The organism is Streptomyces sp. GL_148 (assembly GCF_057834205.1).
Genome location: NZ_CM174396.1, coordinates 8203904 through 8230370, shown reverse-complemented (window position 1 = coordinate 8230370; position 26467 = coordinate 8203904). Strand labels below are relative to the sequence as shown.

Sequence of the window (26467 nt, the reverse complement as noted above, 5' to 3'; positions counted from 1 at the left end):
CCCCCGATCATGCCTCACCGAGACCACCGCCCGTGCCCGCGGTCGCACACCGAGGACCGGCCGCCTCCGGTTCCGGCAGCGCGTCCGGTTCCGGCGACGCCTTCGGTTCCGGTTCCGGCGACGCCTCCGGTTCCGGTTCCGGCGACGCCTCCGGCTGCCGCTCCTCGTCGCGCGGCCGCGGCAGGAACCGGTCCAGGAACGGCGGCAGCCACCAGTTGCCCCGGCCCATCAGGAACATCGCCGACGGGACCAGCACCAGCCGCACCACGGTCGCGTCCAGGACCACGCTCACCGCCAGACCCACCGCGAGCATCTTGACCACGACGGTGGGCGAGGCCGCGAAGGACAGGAAGACGGCGGTCATGATGAGCGCCGCACTGGAAATGACCCGGCCGGTGGCCGCCAGGCCCGTGCCGACGGCGACCGTGTTGTCGCCGGTGCGGTGCCAGGCCCCGGCGATGGCGGAGAGCAGGAAGATCTCGTAGTCCATCGACAGGCCGAAGACGATCGCGAACATCATCATCGGGACGAACGACTCGATGGGTACGGGCTGCGACACCCCGATCAGCCCGCTCCCCCAGCCCCACTGGAACACCGCGACGAGGACCCCGTAGGACGCGGCGGTGGTGAACAGGTTCAGGGCGACCGCCTTCAGCGGGACCACGACACTGCGGAACACGAAGGTCAGCAGCACGAGCGCGGCGGCCAGCACGATGGCGATGATGAGCGGCAGCCGGTCCTTGACGGTGTCGCGGAAGTCCAGCTGGCCGGCGGTGGATCCGGTGAGGTAGCCCTCCGCGCCGGTGCCGGTCAGTGCGTCGGGCAGGGTGGCGGCGGTCAGCGTCGTGAACAGGCTGCCCGTGCCGGCGCTCTGCGGTCCGGTGGCCGGGGTGACGGTGGAGACGAGCAGGCGGCCGTCGGGGCTCGGCGCGAGCGGGGTGAACCCGGCTATCCCGGCGGTGTCCCGGAGCGCCGCCGTGAGTTCGGCGCCGATCCGGTCGGCCGGGACGGTGGCTTCGTGCAGGTCGGCCACCAGGACGAAGGGACCGTTGGCCCCGGGGCCGAAGCCGGGTCCCTCGCCCTCGGCGATCCAGTCGTAGGCCGTGCGCGTGGTGCTGCCCGCCCGGTCGGCGCCGTCGTCGACGTGGCCGAGGCGCAGCGAGAACAGCGGTACGGCGCAGAGCGCGAGCAGCAGGGTGCCCGCGGTCAGGAACTTCCACGGATGCCGTGCCACCAGGGCCGCGTAGCGGTGCCAGCCGTCGTCGTCGCCGGAGGATTCGGCGACCGGGCGGCGCAGCGCGAACCGGTCGATCCGGCGTCCCACCAGCCCCAGGGCGGCCGGTACGAGGGTCAGGGCGGCCGCTCCGGTGACGACCACGACGAGGGTGGCGGCCAGCCCCATGCGGCCGATGAAGGTCAGTCCGCACGTGTACAGGCTCAGCATCGCCACGGCGACGGTGACGGCGGCCACCAGGACGGCGCGCCCGCTGGTGGCGGCGGTGCGCCCGGCCGCGTCGACCGGATCGTGCCCGTCGAGGAGGTCTTGGCGGAAGCGGGTGGTGAGGAAGAGGGCGTAATCGATGCCCACGCCGAGGCCGATCATGGTGGCCAGGGTGGGGGCGGCGGTCGCGAAGCTGACGACGCCCGCCACGATGCCGACGATCCCGAGGCCCACGCCGACGCTGACGACCGCGGTGAGCAGGGGCAGCAGGGCGGCGGCCACGCTGCCGAAGGCGAGCAGGAGGATCAGCAGGGCCACGAGGACGCCCGCCGCCTCGCGGGCCCTGTCGTCGGCCGGCGGCCGGACGACCTGGTTCAGGTCCCCGCCGTACGCGACCTCCACGCCCGAGGCGCGGGCCGCGGCGGTGGCCGTGTCGAGGGTGCCGGTGTAGGCGTGCCCGAGGGTTTTGACCTGCCGGTCGAAGGACACCGTGGTGTAGGCGCTGCGGCCGTCCGCGCTGGTGACGACCGGGGACGCGCCGGTGACGTGGGGCATCCGCGCGAGGCGGGCCGCGCTCTCGTCGAGGGCCTCGCGGTGCCCGGCCAGGGAACCGGAGTCCACGTGGAAGACCACGCGTCCGTTGGGGTCCCCGGTCCCGGGGGCGGACGCGGCCAGCAGATCGGCGCCGGTACGGGACTGCGTGCTGGGGAGGTTGATCTGGTCGCTGTAGACCGGGGCGGCGAGCCGGCTGCCGGCCATCGCGCCGGCCAGCAGCAGGAGCCAGGCCGCGATCACCCAGACGGGGTGGCGGGCGCAGAAGGTGCCGAGGCGGCCGAGGCGGCTCGGGCCGCCCTTCCGGCCGAGGGGGGAATGCACGACGGCACCTCCAGGAAGTGTCAGGGCTGACACGAAGCACCTTGGCAGAAAATGTCAGGCCTGACAATTGTCACCTATGACAATTGACAGGGGTGACGTCATTGCTAGGCTTCGACGGTGAACCAAGATCCGGCCGAGCCCGTCTCCGCACGCACGCCCCCACCCCCGCCCGCACCCGCACCCGCACCCGGCTCCGGCCGGGAGCCGGAGCCCGCGTCGGCGTCGGAGCACGGGCTGCGCGAGCGGAAGAAGGAGCGGACCCGCAAGCTGCTCCGCGAGGGCGCCGCGGCACTGTTCGCGGAGCACGGTTTCGCGGGCACCACGGTCGCGGACATCGCCGCCTGCGCGAACGTGTCCGAGCGGACCTTCTTCCGCTACTTCGACAGCAAGGAAGCCCTGCTCCTGCCCGACAGCGTCGACCTGTTCGCGTACGTCGAGGCCGAACTGGCCCGGCGCCCGCCGCAGGAGGATCCGCTCGACGCGGTCTGCAACGCCCTGATCTCCGCGGTGGCCCCGTTCGCCGCCTCCAGCCTCACCGCCCTGACCCACTCCGTGGCCATCGCGGGCGACGAGCGCGTGGTGGCCACCCAACTCGTCCAGCTCTTCGCCGAATTCGAGAACCGGCTCACGCTCTTGGTCCTGAACCGGCTCCCCGCCGACACCCCCGGGGCCGACCTGCGCGCCGGTGTGATCGCGGGCGCCGCCCTGTCCGCCGTCCGCGCCGTCCTGCGCACCCAGCGCCGGCGCCGCGCGAACGGCACCCTCACCGACACCCCACCCTCCGCGCTCCTGCTGGAGGCCTTCGGAACGCTGAAGCAGATCGGATCCGCCCCGCAATGAAGCTCCGACGCACCCCCGTCCTCGTCACCGCCGGGATGGCCGCCGCCCTCGCCGGCGTCTTCGTCGCCGACGTCGCCGTCGAACACACCGCCCAGGACCGCATCGCACGGGCGGCGGGCTGCCGCCTCCAGGCCCGCGGGCCCGTCACCGCCGAGCTCTCCGGCGCCTTCGCCGGACTCCGCGCGCTGACCGGCCGGCTGGGCTCCGTACACCTGGCGGCCGAGGGCGTGCGCCGCGCCGACACCGACATGGACGTCAAGGCCGACCTGTACGACGTCACGCGCGACGGCGGCATCAGCGGCGGCCGGGCGACGGCCACCATCCCCTACGAGGCCCTGCAGAAGCGCCTGGCCGACTCGGGGGAAGCCGCCTCGGGCGCCGAGGGGCTGACGGTGGGCGGCGACGCGAAGGGACTCACCCTCACCGGGACCGTGGGCGGCCTCGGCCTCCCCGTCACCGTGCACGCGAGCACCAGCGCCTCGGCGGCCGGCCTGACGATCACCCCGACGACAGTCACCGTACTGGGCCGCGAACTGCCGATAGCCACCGTGAGCGCACTGCCCGGCACGGCCGGCCTGGCCGAGCGGCTCGCACCCCGCACCGTGGACGTAGGCGAGCTGCCCGAGGGGGTCAGCCTCACCGGAGCCCGTACCACCGGCGCGGGCCTCACGCTGGACGCCTCCCTCACGAAGTCCGCCGCGTCGGACACCGCCGGGAAGGACTGCAAAGCGGCATAGACGACCCTCTCAACCCGAACCTCAACAGCCTTGACCTCAAGCGCGCTTGAGGTGTGAGCATGGTCCGCATGACCACGGAACTCCCGTCCCGCGCGGCGGACATCGAAGCGATCGGCCGGCTCGTCGCCACCGTCGAGCACTCCCAGCGGACCAAGGACCCCGAGGAGTTCCTCGGTCTCTTCCACCCGGACGCGATCTGGACGACGGCCCACGGCAAGGTCCTCATCGGTCTCGACGCGATCTCGGAGTTCACCCGCAAGGTCCTGCCCGCGGCGACCTGGGACGGCCAGGTCACCTACGAGGTGGTCCACGTGCTCTTCATCCGCCCCGACGTCGCGGCCGTCAAGGTCCGCCAGCGCTACCTGTCCCCGGGCGAGGAGAGCGAGGGCGCTCCGCTGTACGTCCTGGCGAAGCAGCCCGACGGGCGCTGGCTGCTGACCGCCTGCCAGAACACCGGGGTCGTCGTCGACGGGAGCTGATCGAACGAGCCCAAATCGGCTCGCGATCGGCACCCGCGTACGGAGAGGATGGCTCGACCAGTCCGCCGTTCGAAGGACCTCCGATGAGCAGCCCGCCGTACGTCCGATCCGCCCGTGCCTGCCTGGACGGGCTGGTGATGGGCGATGCCTTCGGCGACAGCTGGTTCACGCTCTCCGGCGAGAACGTCGAGGAGCAGTGGGCGGCGCGCGGGCTCCGGCCCACGCCGTGGCGGTGGACGGACGACTCCGCCATGGCGTTCGTGCTCTTCGCCCACCTGGCGGCCCACGGAGAGGTCCGGCCGGGCCTTCTGGCGCGGGAGTTCGCCGCCGAGTACGCCCGGGATTCGGGGCGCAAGTACGGGGCGTCCATGCACGAGGTGCTGGGGCGGATCGGTGCGGGCGAGGACCGGCGGGGCGTCACCGCCGAGCAGTTCGGCGGGCAGGGTTCCTACGGCAACGGCGCCGCGATGCGGGTCGCGCCGCTCGGGGCCTGGTTCCGGGGCGACCCGAAGGAAGCCGCCGCGCAGGCCCGGCTGTCCGCGTCGGCCACGCACACCCACCCGGAAGCGGCCGCCGGCGCCGTCGCCGTGGCGGTGGCCACCGCGCTGGCGGCGGCGAGCGCGGGCCGCGACGCCCCCGCCCGCGCCGAGTTCCTCCGGGAGGTCGCCGGGTACGTACCGGGGAGCGAGGTCGGGTCCGGGCTGCTGGTGGCCACGGGCCTGCCAGCGGGTACGTCGGTGGACCGTGCCGCGTCCGTACTGGGCTCGGGCCGGCGGATCTCGGCCCCGGACACCGTGCCGTTCGCCCTGTGGTCCGCCGCGGGGCACTTGGACGACCTGACGGAGGCCTTGTGGCAGACCGTCGGCGGCTGGGGCGACCGCGACACCACCTGCGCGATCGCTGGCGGGGTCGTCGCGGCCCGCACCGGCACCGGCGGCGTTCCCGCCGACTGGCTGACGGCCCGCGAGGCCATTCCGGCGTGGAGCGGGTGGACGCCCGAGCGGCCGGCTCCCCAAGCCCTGTCCCGGCAGATCATGTGACTACTAGGCTGCGGCGATGTGGTCGCGTCGCTGGTGCTGCACTACCTGGAGGACTGGGGACCGACGCTGGCCGAGTTGCGGCGCGTCCTCAGGCCCGGCGGCCGGCTGATCGCGTCGGTGGACCACCCTTCGTGGCCTACACGTTCCAGGATCCACGGCCCGACTATTTCGCGACCAGCAGCTACACGTTCGATGGAAAGTCCGTCCCGATGAAGTTCTGGCGCAAGCCGCTGCACGCGATGACCGACGCCTTCACCGGCGCCGGCTTCCGGCTTTCCGTGATCAGCGAACCGCAGCCCGACCCGGCGGCCCGTGAGCTGTTCCCCGACGGCTTCGGTGACCTGTCGAGCACAACCTGCTTCCTGTTCTTCGTCGTCGAGGTACCGCTGCCGGCTTCGGGTCCTTGATGCCGGGATCGCGTCCATCGCGGATATCGCGCGCGTATCGAAAATCGCATACGCCCTCACAACGGCCCGCCGTGTCCCCTGGGGACATGAACCACAACGCATCCCCGTCGCCGCCGCCCCGCCGCACGCGCAGGATCGTGCTCCTCGGCCTGGCGGCCCTCGGCGTGGTGAGCGCCCTGTACGTCGTGCGGGGGCCGCTCATGATGTCCGCTCCGAGGTGCATGGCCGGGCAGTGGCACGGGTGCCTCGATACGTTCAACGGCGTGGTGCTCATGACCCTCGTCGCCGTGCCGTTGTCCCTGCTGGTGGTGTGGGCCCTGGCGCGCCGTCGGCGCACCGCCGGCATGGGCGCCGGATCGGCGTGGCGGGTCTCGCTGGCCGAGGTAGGCATGGTGCACGGGACGCTGCCGTTCGTGTGGATGACCATGATGCCGGGCTCCGGGGCCGGGATCGTCCCCGGCCGGTTCAGTCTGGTACCGGTACGGGACCTGGTCACGATGGGGCCGCTCGGCATCGCCGGCAACCTGCTGGTCTTCGCCTCGCTGGGGTTCTTCGCCCCGATGCGGTGGGCGGCGCTGGCCTCCGTGCCGCGGATCCTGGCCCTCGGGGCGGGCTGCTCCGTCCTCGTCGAGACCGCGCAGTACGTCCTGCAGCTGGACCGGGTGTCCTCCGTGGACGACGTACTCGTCAACGCCGCCGGCGCCGCCCTGACCGCCCTGGCATCGCGCCGCTGGTGGCGGACCACGGCACCGGCGCCGTCGGACCGGCCCCGCCCCGCGCTGACGCCGACGCCGACGCCGACGGGCTGAGCCGCGTACCCGATGTGCGCCTTGCATACGACGGCGATATGTCCTGGTGCTTAGGCTGCGTGCATGCGCGTACTGATCGTCGAGGACGAGCCCTACCTGGCCGAGGCCGTCCGTGACGGTCTGCGGCTGGAGGCGATCGCCGCCGACATCGCCGGCGACGGCGACTCCGCCCTGGAACTGCTCGGCGTCAACTCCTACGACCTCGCGATCCTGGACCGCGACATCCCCGGCCCCTCCGGCGACGAGGTCGCCCGCCGCATCGTCGCCTCCGGCAGCGGCATCCCGATCCTCATGCTCACCGCTGCCGACCGGATCGACGACAAGGCCTCCGGGTTCGGACTCGGCGCCGACGACTACCTCACCAAGCCGTTCGAGCTGCGGGAGCTCGTCCTGCGGCTGCGGGAGCTCGTCCTGCGGCTGCGGGCGCTCGACCGCAGGCGCGCGTACGCCCGGCCCCCGGTCCGCGAGATCGCGGGCCTGCGGCTCGACCCCTTCCGCCGGGAGGTCTTCCGCGACGGCCGCTACGTAGCGCTCACCCGCAAACAGTTCGCCGTGCTGGAAGTCCTCGTCGCCGCCGAGGGCGGGGTCGTCAGCTCCGAAGACCTGCTGGAACGGGCCTGGGACGAGAACGCCGACCCCCTCACCAACGCCGTGCGCATCACCGTCTCGGCCCTGCGCAAACGGCTCGGCGAACCGTGGGTCATCGCCACGGTCCCCGGAGTCGGCTACCGCATCGACACCCAGCCGGAGGCCGGACGCGAGGAAGCACCCCGGGGAGCAGGCCGTGGATAGAGCGCCCGGATTGAGCGTTCGCTCCAAACTCACCCTCAGCTACGCCGGATTCCTCATGGTCGCCGGCATCCTGCTGCTCGCTGCGGTGTGGCTGTTCCTCCTGCGGTACGTCCCCGATCGCGCGCTCATCGTCTCCGCCGACACGCCCACCCACGGCGTCTTTCCCATCCGCTCCAACCTCCTGCGCGTCTTCGCTCCGAGGGCGGCCGCGGTACTCGCGTTCCTGCTGGTGCTCGGCCTCGTGGGAGGGTGGATCCTCGCCGGCCGGATGCTCGCACCGCTCACCCGGATCACGGACGCGGCGCGGACGGCGGGGAACCGGTCGCTGTCCCACCGGATCCACATGCAGGGCCGCCAGGACGAATTCCGCGAACTCTCCGACGCGTTCGACTCGATGCTCGAACAGCTGGAGTCCCACGTGGCCGAGCAGCAGCGGTTCGCCGCGAACGCCTCCCACGAGCTGCGCACCCCCCTGGCCATCTCGCGGACGCTCCTCGACGTCGCCCGCAAGGACCCGACGCGGGACCGGGGCGAACTCATCGAACGCCTGCACGCCGTCAATGCGCGGGCGATCGACCTCACCGAGGCCCTCCTGCTCCTCAGCCACGGCGACCGCGCGGACCTCACCCTCACCCGCGGGGGCGTCGACCTGTCGCTCCTCGCCGAGGAAGCCGCCGAAACCCTGCTTCCCCTCGCCGAGCAGCGCCGGATCACCCTCGACGTCACCGGCGGACCGGCCCGGACCGACGGCTCCGGGGAGCTCCTGCTGCGGATGGTGACGAACCTCGTCCAGAACGCCGTCGTCCACAACCTCCCCACCGGCGGGAGCGTGACGGTCCACACCGAGGAGCACGGCGACACGAGCGTGCTGCGCGTCGAGAACACGGGCCCCCGGCTCCCCCCGGAACTGGTCCCGACGCTCACCGAACCCTTCCGGCGCGGGGCGGACCGCGTACGCACCGACGAGCACGCCGGTGCCGGCCTCGGGCTGGCGATCGTGCACAGCATCGTCCGCGCCCACGCCGGAACCCTCGACCTCGCCCCCGGCCCCGCCGGCGGCCTCCGCGTCACGGTCCGGCTCCCCGGCAGACGGTAGGCGGCAGGCATCGCCCGTACCCGGCACGGGCCTAGCGGAGACGTACGAGCTTCGCGCCGAGGGACGGTGCGGACAGGTCCGTCTGGAGTGCCACGGGGACCGTCGGGGCGCCCGGCCCGGTGCCGATGGTCAGGACCCCGATCTCGGTGCCGGCCCGCGCCTCCTCAGGGAGTCCCTTCTCCCCTACGGCCAGACTTAGTTCGAGCCGCTGGCCCGGCACGGCGACGACGGCCGTGTCCCGGGTGGCCACCACCGGGGTCCGGGTACCGAGCCCGTCGTCCACGTAGCCGACGACCTGGCCCTTCTTGACCGCGCCGGCCGAGGTCAGTGCCGCGCGGACGGCCTCGACGACCTTCTTGCTGTTCTGCTTGACCAGGATCAGGCTGTTGGAGCCGTCGGGGTCGGCGCCGGTGACGTGCTGGTCGAGCATCGTGCCGAGGATCAGCGGGGTCTTGTCGCCCACCGTCTTGTACGCCGCCCACATCAGCGCACCGCCGGCCGCGGAACTGGAGCCGGTCTTGATGCCCTTGATGCTGAGTCCGGCGATGAGCAGGTCGTCGTTGTTGTTGTTGAGCGGCTCCCGCAGGCCCGGGACGGTGGCGTTGGGAAGCTGGACGATCGCCCGGAACGCGTCGAACTTCATGACCTCCTCGGCCAGTTTCAGCTGATCGACGGCGGTGCTCATGGTCTTGGCGTCGAGGCCGCTCGGGTCGGTGTACGTGGTGGAGGTCATGCCGAGCGCCTTGGCCTCGGCGTTCATCTTCTCCACGAACGCGGCCTCGGAATCGCTCCCGGTGTCCCAACGTGCCAGCAGGCGGGCGATGTTGTTGCCCGAGGGGATCATCAGCATCTTCAGCATGTTCTGCTGGGAGAAGCGGGTGCCGGCCGTCAGGCCCCTGATGCGCGATTCGCTCAGCGAGGTGCCGTCCGCGACGGCCTTGGCGTCGACCTCGATCTGAGGGCCGTCCTCGCCCTTCTTCAGCGGGTGGTTCTTGAGGATCACGTAGGCCGTCATGACCTTGGCGACGCTGGCCGTGGGCACGGGCTTCTGCTCCCCGAACGTGCCGACGTCGCCGGCGCCGCCGATCCGTACGGCGGCCTGGCCCTTCTCCGGCCAGGGCACGTCGAAGCGACCGTCGAGGGTGACGGCGGACGCGGCGTCCCCACGGGTGAACACGGCGTCGGGCAGCGGCCGCAGCGCCTGGACGACGGCCAGTACGGCGACCAGCAGGAGCAACGGCGGCACCCAGATCCGAACCCGCCGGGCAACGGTCCGGCCGGGGGTCGCGGGCGGCGGCGGGGTATTGGTGAGCTGCGCGAGCAGATCGAGCGCGGGCAACGGCTGCTCGGTGGTCCCCTCGGGGGTGGCGCCCTGCGGCTGGGCGGGGGCGGGCACCCGTGTGGGGACGGCCCCTGAAGCGGGAGCCGTTCCCGAGGCGGGAGCCGTTCCCGAAGCCGAAGCCGCTCCCGAAGCGGGAGCCGTTCCCGGAGCCGACTGGATTTCCGGGGCCGACTCGGTTACCGGAGCGGGAGCTGTCCCCGAAGCCGACTCGGATACCGAAGCCGGGACGGTTACCCGAGTAGCCGGGACGGCTCCCGAGGCCTGGACGGGCGCAGGTCCCGGAGTCGACGCGGTTCCCTGACCCGGGACGGGAGCCGTAGTCGGCACGGTTCCCGAAGCCGGGGCATGCGCCGCCGTCGGCACGGCCGGGGCGGGTCGTGCACGTACCGGCGCTGACGCTGACGCTGACGCCCATGTCGGCACAGACGACGAGGGGGCCTCGTCCAGCGGCTTGAGCGCGATGAACGTGCTCGTCCTCTCGGAGTCCGACTCAGGACGGGTACCGGTACCGGTACCGGTTGCTGCTGCCATCCTGTCCGCCGCGGGGCCGGGCCCCGGACCCAACTCCGCATCCGGCCGCGCCCGCGGGTCCGGAGCGGGCGAGACCCGGAGGGCCCCCTCCACGACGGCTTGCGGCTCCGATCCGGACTCCCGCTCCGGCCACGACACGGGCCCCGAGGCAGGCCCGGCCGCGGACTCGGACGCAGACTCAAGCTCGGCCGTGGGCTCTGCCCCGGCCCCAGGCCCGGCCGTGGACGCGGACCCCGGCACAACCGTCGGCTCGGCCCCGGCCACAGGCCCGGGCACGACCTCGGATACAGACACCGCCTTGACGCCGGATGCAGACACGGGCACGGGCACGGCCACGGCCGCAGGCGAAGGCGCGGGCATGACCTTGGCCCCGAACGCAGCCACAACCGCGGACGCGACCCCCGGGTCCGGCTCGGGCTCCGGCTCCGGCTCCGGCTCCGGCTCGAGAGCGGGAGCGGGAGCGGGAGCGGACGCAACCTCGGCTGCGCGCTCGGACGAAGCTCCGGGCGCAGCCAGGGACGCAGGCTCGGCCCCCGGCGCCCGCTCGGAAGCGGACGCGGTCTCAGGCTCGGCCCCGGGCACGGACACCTGCGTGGGTACGGCCCCGGCCGCGGGCGCTGGCTCGGAGCCCGGTGCGGACGCAGTCCCGGACTCCTCAACTGACGCAGCCTCAGGCTCGCCGCCAGACGCGGGCTCGGAGGCATTCGAAGGCGCGGGCACGGCCCTGGACGGTGGGATGGGCTCGGGGCCGGGGGTTGACCCAGTCTCAGATTCGGGCCCGGACCCGGCCGGGGGCTCCGGCATGGCGCCCGAGGCGGGGGCGGACGAAGGCGCGGGCGCCGTCCCGGCCCGGGGCACGGGCACGACCCTGGGCGCGGGCGGGGGCGTGGGCGCGACCGCGGGCGGGGGCGTGGGCTCGCAGCCGGACTCCGGCTCGGAGGCGGTCGCAGACTCAGCATCGGGTAGGGGAGCCGCCGTCCGCGCCGGCACGGTGCGCGGGTCCGAACCCGGCCGGGGTGCGGGCACGACCGCGGATGCGGGCTCGGAGCCGGGCTCCGGCTCGGAGGTGGTCGCAGACTCAGCATCGGGTACGGGAGCCGCCCTCCGCGCCGGCACGGTGCGCGGGTCCGAACCCGGCCGGGGTGCGGGCACGACCGCGGATGTGGGCTCGCAGCCGGACTCCGGCTCGGAGGTGGTCGCAGTCTCAGCATCGGGTACGGGAGCCGCCCTCCGCGCCGGCACGGTGCGCGGGTCCGGACCCGGCCGGGGTGCGGGGGCGGGCGTGAGCCGCTGGGCGGGAGTCGGTGTGTGCGCCTCGCGCGTGCCGGGCGTCCTCGCCGGGTGCCCGTCCCTCGTCGCGCCGGGCGTCTCGCCCTCCACCGGTACCGCCGTCATGCCGTACACCGCCTTGCTCGTGCCGTTCTGGATCAGCAGCCAGTCTCCGTACCTCATATGCGGAGGTGATGCGCACTGGATGACCAGTTGGTCACAATCCGTCCGGCCGGGCCCCGGCCGTGCCCCGGCCGTGCCCCGGCCGTGCCCCGGCCGGCATCCGTCGTCAAACGATCACGCCCCCCTCATGAGCGCCCCGAAGAATCGCCCTCTCCACCCTCTCCCCCACGCACGGCACCACCAGGAACCGGACACCGCTCATGAGCACCAGCACCCCCGGCCCCCCGGCCCCGTCGCGGCGACGTCTGCTCGCCGGCGGCGGGGCCGTGTTCCTCACCGCGGCCACCGGCTCCGTGTTGGCCGCCCGGTCCGGCGGCTCCGTGCAGAGCGACGACGACCGCGGCCCGGGGGCGGGACCGCCCACCGCCTCGCCCACCGCCTCCCCCGCATCCGGATGGATGCCCGGGGTGGCGAGGATCCCCCTGGAGCGCAACTTCGTCCCGGGCGACCGCGATGCGCAGCGCGGGCTCGTGCTCCATGTCCAGGAGGGCGAGGGGTCTTTGTACGAGCGGTTCAACACCCCCGGGATCAAGACCTCCTCGCACTTCTGGGTCTCCCGGGACGGGGAGACGGAGCAGTACGTGTCCGTCCTGGACCGGGCCTGGGCGCAGGTGGAGGGCAACGGGTCGTGGGCCTCGGTCGAGACCTCCGGTTTCGCGACCCGGTCGCTCACCGAGGCGCAGGTCGACGCCGTCGCCCGCATCTTCGCCTGGGGCGCCGGCTCGCACGGCTGGCCGCCGGCCGTCAGCGAGCGCCCGGACCAGCCGGGGCTGGGGGTCCACGCCATGGGTGGCGCCGCGTGGGGCGGGCACGCATGCCCCGGCACCCTCCGGTCCGGCCAGCGCGCCGAGATCATGCGCCGGGCGCGCGAGCGGTTGCCCGGCGGGGAGTGAGCCGGTCGGGCGGTACGCGAGGGCTTGCGCGGGCGGGCGGCCCCAGCGCGATCGGGCAGCGGTTCCAGTCCGGGGCCCGCTCCGCGTCCGGCACGGGGAGCCGCCCGGTCTCGTGCGTGTCCGTGCCGGTCCACTGACAGGAGGTGTCAGTGGACCGGCTCTAGCGTCCGGGCCATGAACGTCATAGTCGAACTCCGGCAGTACACCCTCCGTCCGGGCGCCCGGGACACCCTGGTCGACCTCTTCGAGCGGGAATTCGTCACTGGGCAGGAGGCGGCCGGCATCACCGTGGGCGGCCGGTTCCGGGACCTCGACGACCCGGACCGCTTCGTCTGGCTCCGCAGCTTCCCGGACATGGCAGCACGGGCGCGGGCGCTGCACGCCTTCTACGGCGGCCCCGTCTGGCAGGCCCATCGCGAGACGGCCAACGCGACCATGATCGATTCGGACGATGTGCTCCTGCTGCGCGGACCGGGCTTCGCCGCCCCGGCCACCAACGGGCCCATCGTGGCGACCGTCTGTCACCCCCTGGACCTCATGGCCTTCGCCGGTCACTTCGAGCAGCACCTGCGCCCCGTCCTGGCCGCCGCCGGGACCCCCGCGCAGGCGGTACACCTCTCCGAGCACGCGGAGAACACCTTCCCCGCGCTGCCGGTCCGGACCGGTGAGAACGTCCTGCTCTGGTTCACGGCCGGGCAGGCGCCGCGCCTGCCGGACCTCTCGCTCCGGCTGAAGTCGGCTCCGCAGCAGCTCCGACTGGAGCCCGTCCGGGGGCTGCGGCCGTAGGCCGCCTTCGTCGGATCTTGCCGGTCGAGCGCGCGTCTCCCCCAGTTACCGCGGGAGGGGGAGGAGGGGGGAGCGAGATCCGGAAGAGACGGCTGCCTAGGGTTGGCCCATGAGCACGCCAGACGACGACCGCATGGCCCTCGACCTCCTCGGCGCCCACCTGGAAGACCTGTGCCGGGCGGCCGGCGAACTCCGGCGTGGAAACCGGGCCGTCGTCCCCGAGCCGCCGCGCGAGCTCGGCGAGGCCGCCGCGGACGGTGCGGCCTCGGAACTCCTGCGGTGGGGGTACGGAGAGCTGGCCGGCATCCCGCGCTCACCGGCCGAGGTGTTCGCCCTCGGCGTCGGCAGCACCCTCATGGAGCTGTGGCGGCGTCGCAGTCCCTGGAACGCGGCGGCCCTGCGCCTGCTGGAGGACCCGTACGTCTTCCTCGCCACCGGTCCGCGCCGGAACGAGGACTGGGCCGAGGACGTGCTCGCGCTGATGCACCGCGAGGTCCCGGACCCGCGCGGCTGGCTGCGGCTCGACGGCGACCGCACCAACGATGCCCGCAACGTCGTGCCGGCGTACCCCTTCGAGCCGCCGCCCGCCGCCGGGTTCCGGGACCGCCTGTACGAGCTGGAGCCGGCGGGGGCCGTCACCGCGCTCGCCGTTATGGCGGAGGAGTGGGGCCACTGCCAGCCCGTCCGCAACCGGCCGGATCGCGATGCCCTGCTGGCCGACGCACGGTTCCTGCTGGACCGCTACGGCCGGGACGCCCGGTTCTGGACGAACGCCCGGGACGCGGCCTCGCACCCCGCCCGGGACTTCGTCCGGGCCGGCCTCGAAGGGACGACGGTCCACAGGTTCCTCACGAGCGAGTACATCAAGGGCCTCGACCTGTTCGAAGAACTGGGCCTCATCGCCGTGTCCGACGACGAGGTCGGGGTCTTCTGGTCCATCGGCGCGTACTGACACCGGCTCCCCGGCACGCAGACCCCCGCGCGCGAGGCGGCCGCCGCTCCCCGGACCTGTCGCCTCATCAGGCCTGCGGGTGCAGGGCCAGCAGGGCCGAGCGGTGGGAGACCCATCCCAGGAGGCGGAGCCGTTCCTCGTCGAGGACCGGGAGTCCGTCGCCCTCGCTCGCTGCGAGGAGCGGCAGCGCTTGCTGGAGGGACTGGCCGGCGAGCAGGGCCGGCGGGTGGTCCCGTACCGTCTCGACGGGCGTGTTCTCGGGGAGGCCTTCGTGCAGGGCCCGGGAGAGGGCGGGCGCGCCGACCGAACCCGCGTAGTGGCCGTGGCGGTCGACGAGCGGGAGGCGGTCGGCGCCCGCCTCGATCATCACCGTGATCGCCTCGCGCAGTCCGGTGCCGGGCGCGAGCGCGGGCGGCGGTGGTCCCATGGCGGTCCGGACCTCGATCGCGGCCGGGCCCGTCAGGTCCAAGTCGACGCCGCGGCGGCGGAGTTTGGCCGTGTAGACGGTGTCCCGGCTGAGCGCGTGGCTGACTCCGGTGGCGACGGCGACGGCGGCCATCAGCGGCAGGACGATGCCGTACTCGCCGGTCAGTTCGTAGATGATGACGACGGCGGTGATCGGTGCGCGGGCCGAGCCGGCGAAGACGGCGCCCATCCCGATGACGGCGTAGGTCGTGGCCGAGCCGGTAACTCCGGGGGCGAGGTGGTCCATCGACTGTCCGAAGGCGCTGCCGAGCATGGCGCCGACGAAGAGGCTGGGTGCGAAGACGCCTCCCGAGCCGCCGATCCCGATCGTGACGCTGCACGCGATGATCTTGCCGACGAGCAGCACGAGCAGGAATCCGATCGCGTACCCGCCCGCCGCGGCCTTGCCGAGGACCGGGTAGCCGACCCCGTACATCTCGGGCAGTGCGAGCAGGATCGCGCCCAGCACGATGCCGCCGGCTGCCGGGCGGAGCCATTCCGGGCCGTGCCAGACGGAGTCGCAGAGGTCTTCCACCCCGTACAGCACCTTGGTGAAGAGCACCCCGACGACCCCGGCCACGGCGCCGAGCAGTACGTACAGGGCGTACGCGGCCAGGTGGCCGGTGCTCACCGGTGCCAGGTCCAGGAACCGTTCGTCGCCGAGGAGCACGCGTCCGATCACGCTGGCGGTGACCGAGGAGACGGCCAGCAGGCCGAAGGCGCGGGCCGTGAAATCGCGCAGGATCAGTTCCATCGAGAAGAAGACGCCGGCCAGGGGCGCGTTGAAGGTGGCTGCGATGCCGCCGGCCGCGCCACAGGCGACGAGCAGCCGCATCCGTTCCTCGCGCACGCGCAGGAGGGCTCCGGCGGTGGAGCCGAGGGCGGCCCCGATCTGGACGATGGGCCCTTCGCGGCCGACGGAACCGCCGCCGCCGATGCACAGCGCGGAGGCGAGGGATTTCACCACCGCGACCCGGGGCGGAATCCGGCCACCCTTGCGGGCGACCGCGTACATCACCTCGGGGACTCCGTGGCCGCGCGCCTCCTTGGCGTAGCGGTAGACGAGCGGCCCGTAGAGCGCGCCCGCGACCACGGGCGCGAGCAGCACGAAGTACGGTCCGAGCCAGGGCACGTACGGGTTGTCGGCATGGCCGGCGGAGGAGTAGTCGTCGTGGCCGGACAACACCCGGGTGAAGACCTCGATCAGCCAGCGGAAGCCCACCGCGCCCAGTCCCGCCCCGGCGCCCACGAGTACGGCGGGCAGCAGCATCGCGGCCTGGGTGCGGTCCAGCGCGTCCCGTACCCCGTCCGCCGAGAACGGACCCATCTCCACTCCTCAGGAACCGATCCACTGCCGATCGCGCGCCCCGGCCCCTGACCACGATCCCCCGGACCCCCATCCAACGGGCCGCCTCCCGCCTCGGCCCGGAGGCGGGCCGGAGGGGCACCCGCCCGGCGTAGGGCGGGTCACCGGTCCGTCGCGGGCCCGTCTCCCGTCCGCCGAAGGCACGTCACCGATCCGTCGAGGGGCCGTCCGGGGCGGTGTGCCGCCTGGCCGAAGGCCGACCCCCGTCCGTGCCCGGTCCCGTACAGTCCGTGCTGCCGCCGGCCGGACGCGCGGGCGGAACCCGCCGAAACCCGGCGGAACGCAGGGGTGCCGAGCGGAACCCGGCCCAGCCGGCGAACGGACGAACAGGGGAACACCGATGGCCATCGAAACCGGTCCCGTGGGCCGCCTCAGTCCCCCGGTCCCCGAGCTGGACCCCTCCGTCGTGGAGCGGTGGAGCGCGGGGGGAGGCCAGCTCGTCGAGCTGCTGGCCGAGGTGTGCGGACGGCTCGGCGGGGTCGGTGCGTTCCGGCTCGGCGACGGCCCCGGGGGCGGATCGGGGAGCGGGTCGGGCAGTGCGTCGGGCAGCGGGCCGACGGGCCGGCCGACCGTGCTGGTCACCGATCCCGGGGCGATCCAGCACGTGCTGGCCCTGCATCCGCAGCGCTACGTCAAACGCTCGCACCGCGCCCGGCTGCTGGTCGGCGAGGGCGTGCTCTCCGCGACCGGCGAGGCGTGGAAGCGGCAACGGCGGCTCCTGCAGTCCCAGTTCACGGGGACCGGGATGCGCCGCTACGAGCAGCGGATCGCCGAGGCCGCGCGGATCACCGCCGGGCGCTGGGCCGCGTACGCCCGTACCGGGGAGGTCTTCGACGTCGGCGAGGAGATGCGGCGCTTCGCCCTCGACACCATCTGGCGCTCCCTGACCGGCCACCCGCTGGACGCGGACACCGAGCGCGAACTGGGCTCCGTCGCGGCCGTGGTGGCGGCGCTTCCGACGCTGCCCGCAGATTCCGCCGACGCCGGGGAGGCGGTCGCCGCCGATCTGGCCAGGATCGACGCCGTGGCCCACCACGCCATCGCCGCCGCCCGCCGGGGCTGCGCGGGGCCCGACGGGCCGGGGCTGCTCCACCTGTTGGTGGAGGCCTCGGCCGAGCGGCCCGAGTACTCCGACCGGCTGATCCGCGACGAGCTGGTCACGCTGCTGGTCGCCGGGCACGAGACCACGGCCACCACGCTGACCTGGCTGTACCTGCTCCTCGACCGCCGTCCCGAGGCCCGCGCGTGGGCCCTCGCGGCGGGCGGCGAGGGCTCGGCGGAGCGCCGGGAGGCGATCCAGGCCCTGGTCAACGAGACGTTGCGGCTGTACCCGTCCGCCTGGATCCTGCCCCGGCACGCCGTCGAGGACGACGTCCTGGCGGGCTACGCCATCGAGGCGGGCACCGACGTGCTCGTCTGCCCCTACCTCGCGCACCGCGACCCCGGGCTGTGGCCCGATCCCGGGCGCTTCGACCCGCTGCGCTTCACCGCACCGGGCGGCCGGCCGTCCGTCCCGGGCGGGTACGTGCCCTTCGGCATCGGCCCCCGCGCCTGCCTCGGGCTGCAGTTCGCGCTGCGCGAGTCGACGGTGTTGCTGGAGCAGCTGCTGCCGGCCCACGTGCCCGCCTTCCGGTCCGTCCCGGACAAGGCCGCCTACAGCATCACGGTGCGTCCGGACGGTCCGACGCCGGCCACGCTCACCGCCCGCGCGGACCGCGGGCGGTGAGGAATCCCGCCACCGTCGGCAGACCGGTGGCGGGGCGGGCGCTCTTCGAGGTCGACGGCGGGGCGGGGCCGATCACGAGCGGTGTGCCGCCCCGGAGCCGTGTGCCGAACCGCCCCTGCGGTCCGGCACCCGGCTGCCCATCCCCACGCCTCACGCCCTGCGGGCGGCGCGCCACCGCGCACCGGCCAGGGCGCCCGCGATGAGCAGCAGGCCCGCGCCGGTGCCGGCCAGACCCGCGCGGAGCCCCTCGGGGACGTACGAGCACTGCAGCCGGTCGGCGCCGCCGGATCCCAGCGGGACGCCGAGCAGGCCCTGGTACGGGACCGGGGCGCGGGCCGGTCCCGCGTCGACCGAGCAGCTCCAGCCGGGGGACGCCGTGGTGGCGAGCACCGCGGTGCCGGTCGAGCCCTTGGGTAGCCGGGCGTCGACGGTGTGTCCGCCGGCCGTGACGTGGGTGGCCCCGCCTGCCTTCAGCCGGGCCACGGCGGCGTCGAAGGCGGCCTGGTCCAGGCAGCCGAGCGCCTCGGGCGGCAGGACCTGGCCGTCCTTCGGGGTGCGCACGGAGAAGGCGAAACGCCCGTCGGCCGCCGCCGTGCCCAGTTCCGTGACCGGAGCACTGACCACGGGCGGCCTGCCGACGAACTCCTCGAGCCGGCCGGTGTCTTCGGCCCGGACGGTCGCGTACAGGTCGGGCGCGTGGAGGAAGGCGCGGGCCCCCGGGGCGCACTGCCCGGTGAACGCGGTCCAGCTCGCCGGGCCCTTGCCCTCGGCCCTGGTCAGGGCGAACCCCGGCCCGGCCGCCGGTGCGGGTGCGGCCGGCCCGCCGCTGCGGGCGAGCGCGGGCACGGTGTAGATCCTGGCGCCGAGGGCGGCCTGGCGGCGGGCCCAGACGGAGCCCTCGGGGGCCCCGTAGGACTGGTCGCTGCCCGGTGCGCGGAGGGTGACCAGGGGCGGGGCGGGCAGGGTGCGGACGGTGACGCCGCTCTCGCCGACCGGTTCCAGGACGGTGCCGATGCCGAGCAGGGCCCGCAGCACCGGGTCGCCCACGGGCCACAGGTGGCGGCCGCCCATGCCCTGGCCGAGGCCGAGGCCGCGCAGTCCGCGCGCGGTCTCCACGCTCACGTAGCTGCTGTAGTAGGCGCCGCCCTGGCCGCCGACCAGCATCGCGTCGTTGTTGGTGACGAAGAGGCCGGATCCGGCGTCGGCCCGGGTGGCGGGCCAGTTCTTGTGCGCGCCCAGGGCCTGGTGCGCGCCCTTGCCTCGCTCGGTCATGGTCTGGGCGCGGACGGGGCCGCGCCGGCGGGGGTCGTCGGCCACGGAGTTGCCGTAGACGCAGTACGCGGTGCCGGCGAAGACCGAGACGGCCAGCAGCAGCATGACGCCGGTGCGGGCGGGGCGGCGCAGCCCGCGTGCGTAGAACAGCAGCAGGACGGTGGTGACGGCCCCGCCGGTCAAGGCGCCGGTGAGGGCTTGCCCGTTGACCGGCGGGAGGTCGTAGGTGGCCGCGACGAGCAGGGCCAGCAGGCCCGCGCCGCCGAGCAGGGCCCGGGGCCGGGGCATGTGGGCCAGGCAGATCCAGGCGGCCATCGCCAGCATGCCGCTGAGTACGAAGGACTCGCGGAAGGGGGCGCCGTGCGGGAGGGCCCCGCCCTGCCACAGTTCCGCGGTGGGGGTGAGGACGAAGGAGACGCCGGTCAGCAGGAGGAGCGAGAGCCAGGTGAGGCGTTCGCGGCCGCGCACCTTCGACTGGAAGGGCAGGGTCAGGACGAGGAGGAGGACGAGCACCCCGGCGTAGACGTTCGGCGACGCGACGCGGACGGGGTGGGTGCCCGGTATGAGCATCGAGAAGAAGGTCAGCGGGTCGGTGTTCACGCTGACCACGTACAGCTCGGTGGGCTGGGCCCGCCGGTCGGCGAAGGCGCACACCAGGATGGCGGGGGCGGCGAGGAGCAGTCCGGTGCCGGTCATGGTGACGGCCCGCCACAGCGCCCGGCCGCGGGTGCGCAGGTCGGTGTCGGCGAGCAGGAGCCGTACGGAGAACACGAGCGCGGTGGCCGCGGTGGCCATGGCGGCGGTGTAGAAGTTGGCGAACCAGCACAGGGCGACGAGGAGGCTGCCCAGGATCCAGCGGCGGCCGGTCAGACACCAGTCGGCGGCCATCCCGAGCATGGGTATCGCGACCAGGCCCCAGGTCCACATCGGCACGACGGTGCCCTCGGCGACTGCCCAGCCGCAGACGGCGTAGCCGACGGAGAGCAGGGCGCGCAGCCAGGGCGAGCCGGGGCGCAGGCGTCCCAGGTACACGGTCATCAGCGCGGCGGCGAGGCCCATGCTGCAGAGGCTGACGAGGTAGACGGAGAGCTCCGCCTGCTGGCGGGGCAGGAGGCCGGTCAGCAGGGAGAACGGATTGGTGAGATAGGTGAAGAAGTCACCGAGGAATCCGACACCGTAGCCGCTCTGCCAGTTGAAGAGCAGATCTCCCTGGGCGTTGCCGTGCTGGAGGTCCCAGAGGCGGGTGTGGAACGGAACGTATTGGTGGCGCAGGTCGTTGGTGGCGCGCGGGACGGAACCGAAAGGGTAGACGCCGCGTGCCGCGAGACCGGAACTGTAAGCCGCCATGGATATGAGCGCGGCCGCGAGAGCGGAAAGGAATTCAATATTCCACTTACCCCCGCCCACCTGGGGCGCAACCCCTCTGCGACCTCGCGTGGAGAGGGGCTTTCCGGCTGGCTGGAGTGACGTGGCGGTCATGTGTGGCAAATCCCCGTGCGTGGCCAATCGGCCGCGGGCAGGCCACCGATTCCCGCAGCCTATGCACACCGCCGAAAAATTCAGGCACGCGGCGCAACGAATATGATCGCCATCACGAGATTGTCCGGTCCGTGCAGCATAAAGAATGGACAATCGGCCATTTTTTTGTGCGGCCCGGCCTCACGGAGTCCTCGGGGGGCCTCGGGGGGCCTCACGGAGTCCTCGGGGGGCCGCGGAGAGCGCCGGGCCCGAGTGCCGGAACCACCGGATCCCGTAGGCTCGGCGGATGGCAAAGTACTTCGACGTACACCCCGAAAACCCCCAGCCCCGCGCGATCGGCAGCATCGCCGACGGCATCCGCGCCGGAGGGCTCGTCGCCTACCCGACGGACTCCTGCTACGCGCTGGGCGCCCAGCTGGGCAACCGTGACGGCGTGGACCGGATCCGGTCCATCCGGCAGCTCGACGACCGCCACCACTTCACCCTGGTGTGCGAGAACTTCGCGCAGCTCGGCCAGTTCGTCATCATCGACAACGACGTCTTCCGCGCGATCAAGGCGTCCACCCCCGGCAGTTACACCTTCATCCTCCCGGCGACGAAGGAGGTGCCGCGCCAGCTCCAGCACCCGAAGAAGAAGACGGTGGGCGTGCGCATCCCCGACCACGTGGTGGTCCAGGCCCTGCTGGCCGAGCTCGGCGAGCCGCTGCTGTCGAGCACGCTGCTCCTGCCCGACGAGGCGGAGCCGATGACGCAGGGCTGGGAGATCAAGGACCGGCTCGACCACGTCGTGGACATGGTGGTCGACTCGGGCGAATGCGGGACGCTGCCGACGACGGTCATCGACTTCTCCAGCGGCGAGGCCGAGATCGTCCGGCGGGGCGCGGGGGACACCGCGCGCTTCGAGTAGCGGCGGCCGACGTCCGGTTCGCGCAGCGGCGGGCGGCGAGCGGCGGATCAGGCCGGGCCTGCTCGCCGCCCGCCGACCGTACGGCGGGCGGCGACGTACGGCGTGTCAGGTGGGCGGGTACAGGACGGGCTTGAGGCCGTAGTCGAGCTCGGAGCCGTCCACGAGGAGTGCTTCCACCGTTCGGGTGTGGGGATCGATGTCGGCCACCATCCCGTCACCCGAGTAGCGGGGGTAGCCGGAGGCCCCGTTCTGGCCGGTCCGTGCGACGACGGCCGAGCGGACGGCGTCGTCGGGCGACCCCTCCACCACGTGCTCGGGCACCAGCAGGATCTCGAAGGTCTGCGGTTCGGTACTCATCCCCCGACGCTAACCGGATCCCGCGGATCATGCCGTCCGGCGCGGGCCGGCTAGGGCCTGTCGTCAAACTCCCGTCTGCCTCGGGCGACGACGGGAGTTTGACGACAGGCACTAGGCCGTCTCCTTCCCGGGTGCCGACGGGTGGCGCAGCAGACCGCGCGCCCACCGTTCGTTCAGGCCCGCGAGGAAGCCGATGGCTCCCCAGAAGAACCAGGTCTTGACCAGGGCCCCGTGCTCGGCGCCGGGGAACGGGCCGGGCGCGCACAGTTCGGCCGGGGTGGCCGGCGGGGTGAGGACGGTGAGGATGCCGCCGGCGACGAGGAGGTAGAGCGCGGTGGCCAGGAACCATCCCACCACCACCCGGTACCAGCCCTCTTGGCGCAGCGCCCGGCACAGCTGGACCGGATCCACGGCCGGGCCGGCCCCGTCCGAACCGTCGCGGATGAGCTGCCGGGGATCACGCAGCCGGACGATCACGCTGAAGACCGCGCCCATCGCGCCGCCCGCGAAGCACACCAGGGCCCCCGCCAGGGCCAGTCGCGACTGGCAGCCGAGTTCCACTCCGAAGATCCTGGGCACCCACGCCCCCAGCGCGAAGACCACGACCAGGATCACCGGGCTGACCACGATCCCGCACGTCAGGCCGGTGTTCAGGCCGCGTGCCCCGGCGGTGGCCGTGTCGGCCTCCAGCCGCGTTCCGGCCAGCGCGACCGCCGTCTCCAGCCGGGCCACGTCCGCACCCCGGGCCACGGCGCGCAGGGCCCGGAGCAGGTCCTCGGTGACCGCCACCCTCGTACGCCGTTCGAAGGCCCGCTGCGCGGCCGTGTGCAGGCGGTCGAGGCGGAGCATCAGCTCCGGTTCGGCACACCACAGTTCCCGCAGCCGTTCCGGATCGATGCCGGGCACCTCTTCGAGTGCCCGTATCTCCCCGTCGGCCGCGCCGTCGAACCACTCGCGCGCATCGCGCAGCATCGGCTTCCCCTCTTCGCACAGCAGTTGTACCCGCCTTCGCCGCGTGAGGATAGCCGCCGGCCCGGCGGATGGCCGCCGTCAGTCCGCGGGGCCGGCCTCCTGCGCGGACACCCTGCCCGGCGGCTCGCCGCCCCCGAAGGTGCGGAAGAGTGCGTGGAGCAGGACCGCGGCGAGCGTGCCCGCCACCACCCCGCTGCCGAGAACCGTCCGGGCCCAGGTGGGGAACCCCTGGTAGAGGTCGGGGGCCACCACCGGCAGCAGTCCGGCGGTGAGGGCCAGCGCGATCACGGTGGAACCGCCGCCGGCGCCGGGCGATGTCCGCCCGAGCATGTCGACGCCCATCACCGCGATGATCCCGTAGATCACCAGGGCGGATCCGCCGACGACGGGCGCGGGGATCGCGGCGAGCAGCCGTGAGACGGGTGCCAGCAGGCCGACGGCGATGAGCAGTACTCCCGCGCCGGCGGTCACGAAGCGGCTGCGGACACCGGTGAGCCGCCCGATGCCGATGTTCTCGGCGCTCGTGACCATCAGCGAGGTGCCGAACAGCCCGCCGAACACCGAGATCAGGGCGTCGGCCCTGGCCACCCGGGGCACATCGCGGCCGGGGTCGCTCTCGCGGCCCACCGTCTCGCTGTTGAGCACCGTCTGCCCGGTGATCTCCGCGAGGGTGGTGAGGCTGAAGACGAGGAGGGGCAGCGCGGCGAGCACGTCGAAGTGCGGTGCGCCGTACGGGAGGAGGTGCGGCAGGGTCAGGCCCCCGCCGGCTCCGCCCACGGGCGCGAAATGGCCGAGGCCGGTCGTGAGCGCGATGAGGGTGCCCGCGCCCATGCCGAGGAGCACGGCGGTCTGCCGCCAGATCCCGCGCAGCACCATGAGGAACAGCACGGTGCAGCCGATGGTGGCTCCGGCCAGCACGACGGCCGACGGCGCGGCGTACCCGGGGTTCCCGGGGCGGCCGGTGACCAGCTGGGCGGCGACCCGGATCATGGCGATCCCGATGAGCAGCACGGTGACGCCCATGACCACGGGCGGGAAGAGCCGTACGACCTTCGCGTAGAAGGGCAGTACGGCGAAGAGCAGCGCCGCGGCGAGGAGCACCGAGCCGGTCGCGGTCGCGGGGCCGTGGTCCTTGGCTATCTGGAGGAAGAGGGCGGTGGCCGCCCCGCCGGGGAGCATGACGAAGGGCAGCCGGGCCCCGAACCGCCAGATCCCGAGGGACTGGAGCAGGGTGCCGGCGCCGCAGAGCACGAGGGTGGCGCTGAGCAGGGAGGCGGTGGCGGCGGCGGTGAGACCGAGGGCCTGACCGGTCAGGAACGTGGTGGAGACGGGCGCGGCCACCATGGCCAGTACGTGCTGTGCGGACAGCGGGGCCAGCCGACGCAGCGGCAGCCGCTCGTCCACGGGACTCACGGAACTTACGGGACTCACGGGGCCCTCCGGGCTCTCCGGGCTCTCCGGTGCGCGCTTCGCGGAGGCGGCGCTCATCGGGCTGCCTCTCTGTTCAGCCAGGGCAGCTCTTCGGCGGTGTACCGGTAGGCACGGAAGACCGCGTTGGGTTCGGACGGGAACAGGCCTCGGACCTCGGACTCCTGGTAGGGGCCGAAGTGGGGGACGACGTACTCCCAGCAGAGGTAGCCCTCGGGGGTCACCTCGAAGAGACGGCCGGACGGGGAGTCGGTGACGAGGGTGTTGCCGCCGGCGAGGCGCTGGGCGCTGCCCATGAACGGAGCGAAGAAGGCCTCGCGGGCGGGGTCGTGGTACTCCCAGACCACCTTGCCGGAGGACCGCTCGATCTCGATGACGCGGGAGTAGGGGACGTCCGATCCGGGCCGGAAGACGCCGTTGTCGAACACCAGCACCCTGCCGTCGGCGAGTTCGGTGGGGGCATGCTGCTGTGAGACGACTCCGGGCTCGGTGCGCCAGAGGATCTCGCCGGTCTCCCGGCTGATGACGACCACGGCCGAGACGCTGCGCAGGCTGGCCAGGACGTTCCCGTCGGCGAGCGGCACGACGCTGTTGATCAGCGGCCAGTGTTCGCGCGCGTAGTCGGGGTGCAGGGCGTACTCGGCCCGGTCGAGGTGTTCGGCCGCGCTCCACGACCAGCGTACGGAGCCGTCGGCGTCGACCTCGGTGATGGTGTCGGCCCACACCGTGCCGTCGGCCGCCTCCGAGCCGGGCACTCCGCCGAGCACGCCCTCCGCGTCCGCGCCCCGCAGGGGTTCGAGCGCGGTGTAGAGGACGCGGCCGTCGCCGAGGTGGTGGGCGTCGTGGTGCTGGAGCGGATCGCGGTGCTCGCGCAGGACGGTGCCGTCCGGGGCGGCTTCGAGCATCACGCCGCCGCGGTACTTGTGCCACATCGGGAAGAGGGCCTCCTCGCCGGGGAGCACGCCGCTGTAGGCCAGGTTCCCGTTGTCGAGGATCCGGGCGTGCCGGCCGGGGCGGTAGGGCAGCCGCCACTCGTGGACCACGTCGCCGTGGATGTCGATCAGGTAGACCTCGCCGGTGCCGGTGAGCGGGGCGTAGAGGGTGTACCCGCCTTCCGAGGCGGTGGGGTCGAGGGCGATGAGACCGGTGCCGCGGCGGCGGCGGAAGTTCTGGTCGACCGGGGGCATGCTGTCCTCCTGCGGAACGCGAACGAGCGTGAAACTTTCTTTGATGCGAGCAATCTCCTTTGAAGTTAGCGGCGCATTGTTGCGGCACTGTGAAGGGCGTGCGAAGCCCGCGGCGGGGTGCGGGAAGATGATCGTCAGTGGCGGCGAACGAGGAGCGGGGTGGGCGGCCAGGTGGAAGACGAGACGTCCGAGCGGAGGATCGGTGCGGGCATCCGCAGACGGCGCAGGGCTCTGGACCTCACCCTCGCCGAGGTGGCCGCGCGCAGCGGGCTGTCCTCGCCCTTCCTCAGCCAGATCGAGAACGACCGGGCCCGCCCCAGCATGCGTTCCCTCCAGCGGGTGGCCGACGCCCTGGACACCACGGCCGTGCAGCTGCTGGCCGCCGGTGAGGCCCCGCGCCGGGTGGACATCGTGCGGGCCGACGCCGATCCGGGGCTGGATGCGGGGCTCGGTTCCGGGCCGGACGCCGGGCCGGATCCGGCGGCCCGGGTCCGTCCGCTCGTACGCGGCCAGCACCAGATGCACGCGCTGGAGTTCACCGGGGACCACGACGCCGAGCGTGCGTTCCGGCACCGCAACGACGAGTTGATGTACGTGGCCGACGGCGCGGCCGAGGTCGAGGTGGACGGGCGGAGCCACCACCTGGGCCGCGGCGACACGCTGTACCTCACCGGCGGGGTGGAGCACCGCTGGCGGGCGCTGGAGGCGGGCACGCGGGTGCTGCTCGTCGCGGTCGCCGACCACGTCGAGGCCGTCGTGGACCCCCTCGGCTGACGGGGCTCCGCGCGTGCGGGGCCCCTCCGCGTCGGCTCGTACGGCCCCCTCCGCGTCAGCC

Annotated in this window: 21 protein-coding genes and 1 pseudogene; 14 read left to right on the top strand and 8 right to left on the bottom strand. The window is 73.4% G+C overall.

The annotated features are described in order from the left end of the window. Positions 1-7: 7 nt before the first annotated feature. Positions 8-2317 (bottom strand): MMPL family transporter, encoded by a 2310-nt coding sequence (locus tag AC3IYI_RS37110; RefSeq protein ID WP_489407816.1) that lies wholly within the window; start codon positions 2315-2317, stop codon positions 8-10. Between the two features lie 117 nt (positions 2318-2434). Here AC3IYI_RS37110 and AC3IYI_RS37105 point away from each other — a divergent pair, with 117 nt between their 5' ends. The 8 genes and pseudogenes from AC3IYI_RS37105 to AC3IYI_RS37070 all read left to right on the top strand — a co-directional run bounded on the left by AC3IYI_RS37105 (position 2435) and on the right by AC3IYI_RS37070 (position 8517). Continuing rightward, positions 2435-3157, top strand: a complete 723-nt coding sequence (locus tag AC3IYI_RS37105; protein WP_489407815.1) for a TetR/AcrR family transcriptional regulator — start codon at positions 2435-2437, stop codon at positions 3155-3157. Beyond that, a complete protein-coding gene (locus AC3IYI_RS37100) occupies positions 3154-3894 on the top strand; it encodes an LmeA family phospholipid-binding protein (protein ID WP_489407814.1) in 741 nt (246 codons plus the stop codon). The genes AC3IYI_RS37105 and AC3IYI_RS37100 overlap by 4 nt, the downstream gene beginning before the upstream one ends. A gap of 59 nt (positions 3895-3953) precedes the next feature. Next, positions 3954-4373, top strand: coding sequence for an SgcJ/EcaC family oxidoreductase (locus AC3IYI_RS37095; RefSeq protein ID WP_489407813.1), 420 nt, complete (start codon positions 3954-3956; stop codon positions 4371-4373). A gap of 83 nt (positions 4374-4456) precedes the next feature. Beyond that, the gene (locus AC3IYI_RS37090) at positions 4457-5413 is read left to right on the top strand and encodes an ADP-ribosylglycohydrolase family protein (protein WP_489407812.1); all 957 of its coding nucleotides are present in this window, start codon (positions 4457-4459) and stop codon (positions 5411-5413) included. Positions 5414-5428: 15 nt separating this feature from the next. Further along, a pseudogene (locus AC3IYI_RS37085) lies at positions 5429-5820 on the top strand (class I SAM-dependent methyltransferase); the annotation flags it as partial. An 86-nt stretch (positions 5821-5906) separates the two neighbouring features. Continuing rightward, a complete protein-coding gene (locus AC3IYI_RS37080) occupies positions 5907-6629 on the top strand; it encodes a VanZ family protein (RefSeq protein WP_489407811.1) in 723 nt (240 codons plus the stop codon). Positions 6630-6692: 63 nt separating this feature from the next. Further along, positions 6693-7421: a response regulator transcription factor gene (locus AC3IYI_RS37075; RefSeq protein WP_489407810.1), complete on the top strand. Its 729-nt coding sequence runs from the start codon at positions 6693-6695 to the stop codon at positions 7419-7421. 10 nt (positions 7422-7431) lie between these two features. Further along, complete coding sequence (locus tag AC3IYI_RS37070; RefSeq protein ID WP_489407809.1) at positions 7432-8517, top strand: sensor histidine kinase; 1086 nt, start codon at positions 7432-7434, stop codon at positions 8515-8517. Positions 8518-8548: 31 nt separating this feature from the next. Here AC3IYI_RS37070 and AC3IYI_RS37065 read toward each other — a convergent pair whose 3' ends face one another. Continuing rightward, entirely contained in the window at positions 8549-9913 is a 1365-nt protein-coding gene (locus AC3IYI_RS37065) for a D-alanyl-D-alanine carboxypeptidase family protein (RefSeq protein ID WP_489407808.1), read from the bottom strand. 2129 nt (positions 9914-12042) lie between these two features. On the opposite strand from AC3IYI_RS37065, the gene AC3IYI_RS37060 reads away from it, so the two are divergent. From AC3IYI_RS37060 to AC3IYI_RS37050, 3 genes are all read left to right on the top strand, one after another. Continuing rightward, the gene (locus AC3IYI_RS37060; RefSeq protein ID WP_489407807.1) at positions 12043-12735 is read left to right on the top strand and encodes a peptidoglycan recognition protein family protein; all 693 of its coding nucleotides are present in this window, start codon (positions 12043-12045) and stop codon (positions 12733-12735) included. Positions 12736-12909: 174 nt separating this feature from the next. After that, positions 12910-13521 (top strand): NIPSNAP family protein, encoded by a 612-nt coding sequence (locus tag AC3IYI_RS37055; RefSeq protein WP_489407806.1) that lies wholly within the window; start codon positions 12910-12912, stop codon positions 13519-13521. Positions 13522-13630: 109 nt separating this feature from the next. After that, the gene (locus AC3IYI_RS37050; protein WP_489407805.1) at positions 13631-14473 is read left to right on the top strand and encodes a hypothetical protein; all 843 of its coding nucleotides are present in this window, start codon (positions 13631-13633) and stop codon (positions 14471-14473) included. Between the two features lie 67 nt (positions 14474-14540). Here the strand turns inward: AC3IYI_RS37050 and AC3IYI_RS37045 are convergent, their stop codons facing one another. Then, positions 14541-16265: a chloride channel protein gene (locus AC3IYI_RS37045; RefSeq protein WP_489407804.1), complete on the bottom strand. Its 1725-nt coding sequence runs from the start codon at positions 16263-16265 to the stop codon at positions 14541-14543. 379 nt (positions 16266-16644) lie between these two features. Between AC3IYI_RS37045 and AC3IYI_RS37040 the strand changes: the two genes are divergently transcribed. Continuing rightward, positions 16645-18030 carry a cytochrome P450 gene (locus AC3IYI_RS37040; protein WP_489407803.1) on the top strand — a complete coding sequence of 462 codons (1386 nt, stop codon included), beginning with the start codon at positions 16645-16647 and terminating at the stop codon, positions 18028-18030. Positions 18031-18180: 150 nt separating this feature from the next. Here AC3IYI_RS37040 and AC3IYI_RS37035 read toward each other — a convergent pair whose 3' ends face one another. Further along, positions 18181-20649: a YfhO family protein gene (locus AC3IYI_RS37035; protein ID WP_489407802.1), complete on the bottom strand. Its 2469-nt coding sequence runs from the start codon at positions 20647-20649 to the stop codon at positions 18181-18183. A 418-nt stretch (positions 20650-21067) separates the two neighbouring features. Here AC3IYI_RS37035 and AC3IYI_RS37030 point away from each other — a divergent pair, with 418 nt between their 5' ends. Next, the gene (locus tag AC3IYI_RS37030) at positions 21068-21688 is read left to right on the top strand and encodes an L-threonylcarbamoyladenylate synthase (RefSeq protein ID WP_489407801.1); all 621 of its coding nucleotides are present in this window, start codon (positions 21068-21070) and stop codon (positions 21686-21688) included. Positions 21689-21793: 105 nt separating this feature from the next. Here AC3IYI_RS37030 and AC3IYI_RS37025 read toward each other — a convergent pair whose 3' ends face one another. From AC3IYI_RS37025 to AC3IYI_RS37010, 4 genes are all read right to left on the bottom strand, one after another. After that, entirely contained in the window at positions 21794-22045 is a 252-nt protein-coding gene (locus AC3IYI_RS37025) for a hypothetical protein (protein ID WP_489407800.1), read from the bottom strand. A 111-nt stretch (positions 22046-22156) separates the two neighbouring features. Beyond that, positions 22157-23017: a hypothetical protein gene (locus tag AC3IYI_RS37020; protein ID WP_489407799.1), complete on the bottom strand. Its 861-nt coding sequence runs from the start codon at positions 23015-23017 to the stop codon at positions 22157-22159. A gap of 78 nt (positions 23018-23095) precedes the next feature. After that, a complete protein-coding gene (locus tag AC3IYI_RS37015) occupies positions 23096-24430 on the bottom strand; it encodes a uracil-xanthine permease family protein (protein ID WP_489407798.1) in 1335 nt (444 codons plus the stop codon). 71 nt (positions 24431-24501) lie between these two features. After that, positions 24502-25632 (bottom strand): aryl-sulfate sulfotransferase, encoded by a 1131-nt coding sequence (locus AC3IYI_RS37010; RefSeq protein ID WP_489407797.1) that lies wholly within the window; start codon positions 25630-25632, stop codon positions 24502-24504. Between the two features lie 171 nt (positions 25633-25803). Between AC3IYI_RS37010 and AC3IYI_RS37005 the strand changes: the two genes are divergently transcribed. Then, positions 25804-26406 carry a helix-turn-helix domain-containing protein gene (locus AC3IYI_RS37005; RefSeq protein ID WP_489407796.1) on the top strand — a complete coding sequence of 201 codons (603 nt, stop codon included), beginning with the start codon at positions 25804-25806 and terminating at the stop codon, positions 26404-26406. Positions 26407-26467 lie beyond the last annotated feature (61 nt).

Excerpts from the sequence above, each read along its gene's own strand:
- AC3IYI_RS37100 (WP_489407814.1), top strand. The coding sequence starts at position 3,154 with ATGAAGCTCCGACGCACCCCCGTCCTCGTCACCGCCGGGATGGCCGCC.
- AC3IYI_RS37095 (WP_489407813.1), top strand. The coding sequence starts at position 3,954 with ATGGTCCGCATGACCACGGAACTCCCGTCCCGCGCGGCGGACATCGAA.
- AC3IYI_RS37090 (WP_489407812.1), top strand. The coding sequence starts at position 4,457 with ATGAGCAGCCCGCCGTACGTCCGATCCGCCCGTGCCTGCCTGGACGGG.
- AC3IYI_RS37080 (WP_489407811.1), top strand. The coding sequence starts at position 5,907 with ATGAACCACAACGCATCCCCGTCGCCGCCGCCCCGCCGCACGCGCAGG.
- AC3IYI_RS37075 (WP_489407810.1), top strand. The coding sequence starts at position 6,693 with ATGCGCGTACTGATCGTCGAGGACGAGCCCTACCTGGCCGAGGCCGTC.
- AC3IYI_RS37060 (WP_489407807.1), top strand. The coding sequence starts at position 12,043 with ATGAGCACCAGCACCCCCGGCCCCCCGGCCCCGTCGCGGCGACGTCTG.
- AC3IYI_RS37055 (WP_489407806.1), top strand. The coding sequence starts at position 12,910 with ATGAACGTCATAGTCGAACTCCGGCAGTACACCCTCCGTCCGGGCGCC.
- AC3IYI_RS37050 (WP_489407805.1), top strand. The coding sequence starts at position 13,631 with ATGAGCACGCCAGACGACGACCGCATGGCCCTCGACCTCCTCGGCGCC.
- AC3IYI_RS37045 (WP_489407804.1), bottom strand. The coding sequence starts at position 16,265 with ATGGGTCCGTTCTCGGCGGACGGGGTACGGGACGCGCTGGACCGCACC.
- AC3IYI_RS37040 (WP_489407803.1), top strand. The coding sequence starts at position 16,645 with ATGGCCATCGAAACCGGTCCCGTGGGCCGCCTCAGTCCCCCGGTCCCC.
- AC3IYI_RS37035 (WP_489407802.1), bottom strand. The coding sequence starts at position 20,649 with ATGGCGGCTTACAGTTCCGGTCTCGCGGCACGCGGCGTCTACCCTTTC.
- AC3IYI_RS37030 (WP_489407801.1), top strand. The coding sequence starts at position 21,068 with ATGGCAAAGTACTTCGACGTACACCCCGAAAACCCCCAGCCCCGCGCG.
- AC3IYI_RS37025 (WP_489407800.1), bottom strand. The coding sequence starts at position 22,045 with ATGAGTACCGAACCGCAGACCTTCGAGATCCTGCTGGTGCCCGAGCAC.
- AC3IYI_RS37020 (WP_489407799.1), bottom strand. The coding sequence starts at position 23,017 with ATGCTGCGCGATGCGCGCGAGTGGTTCGACGGCGCGGCCGACGGGGAG.
- AC3IYI_RS37010 (WP_489407797.1), bottom strand. The coding sequence starts at position 25,632 with ATGCCCCCGGTCGACCAGAACTTCCGCCGCCGCCGCGGCACCGGTCTC.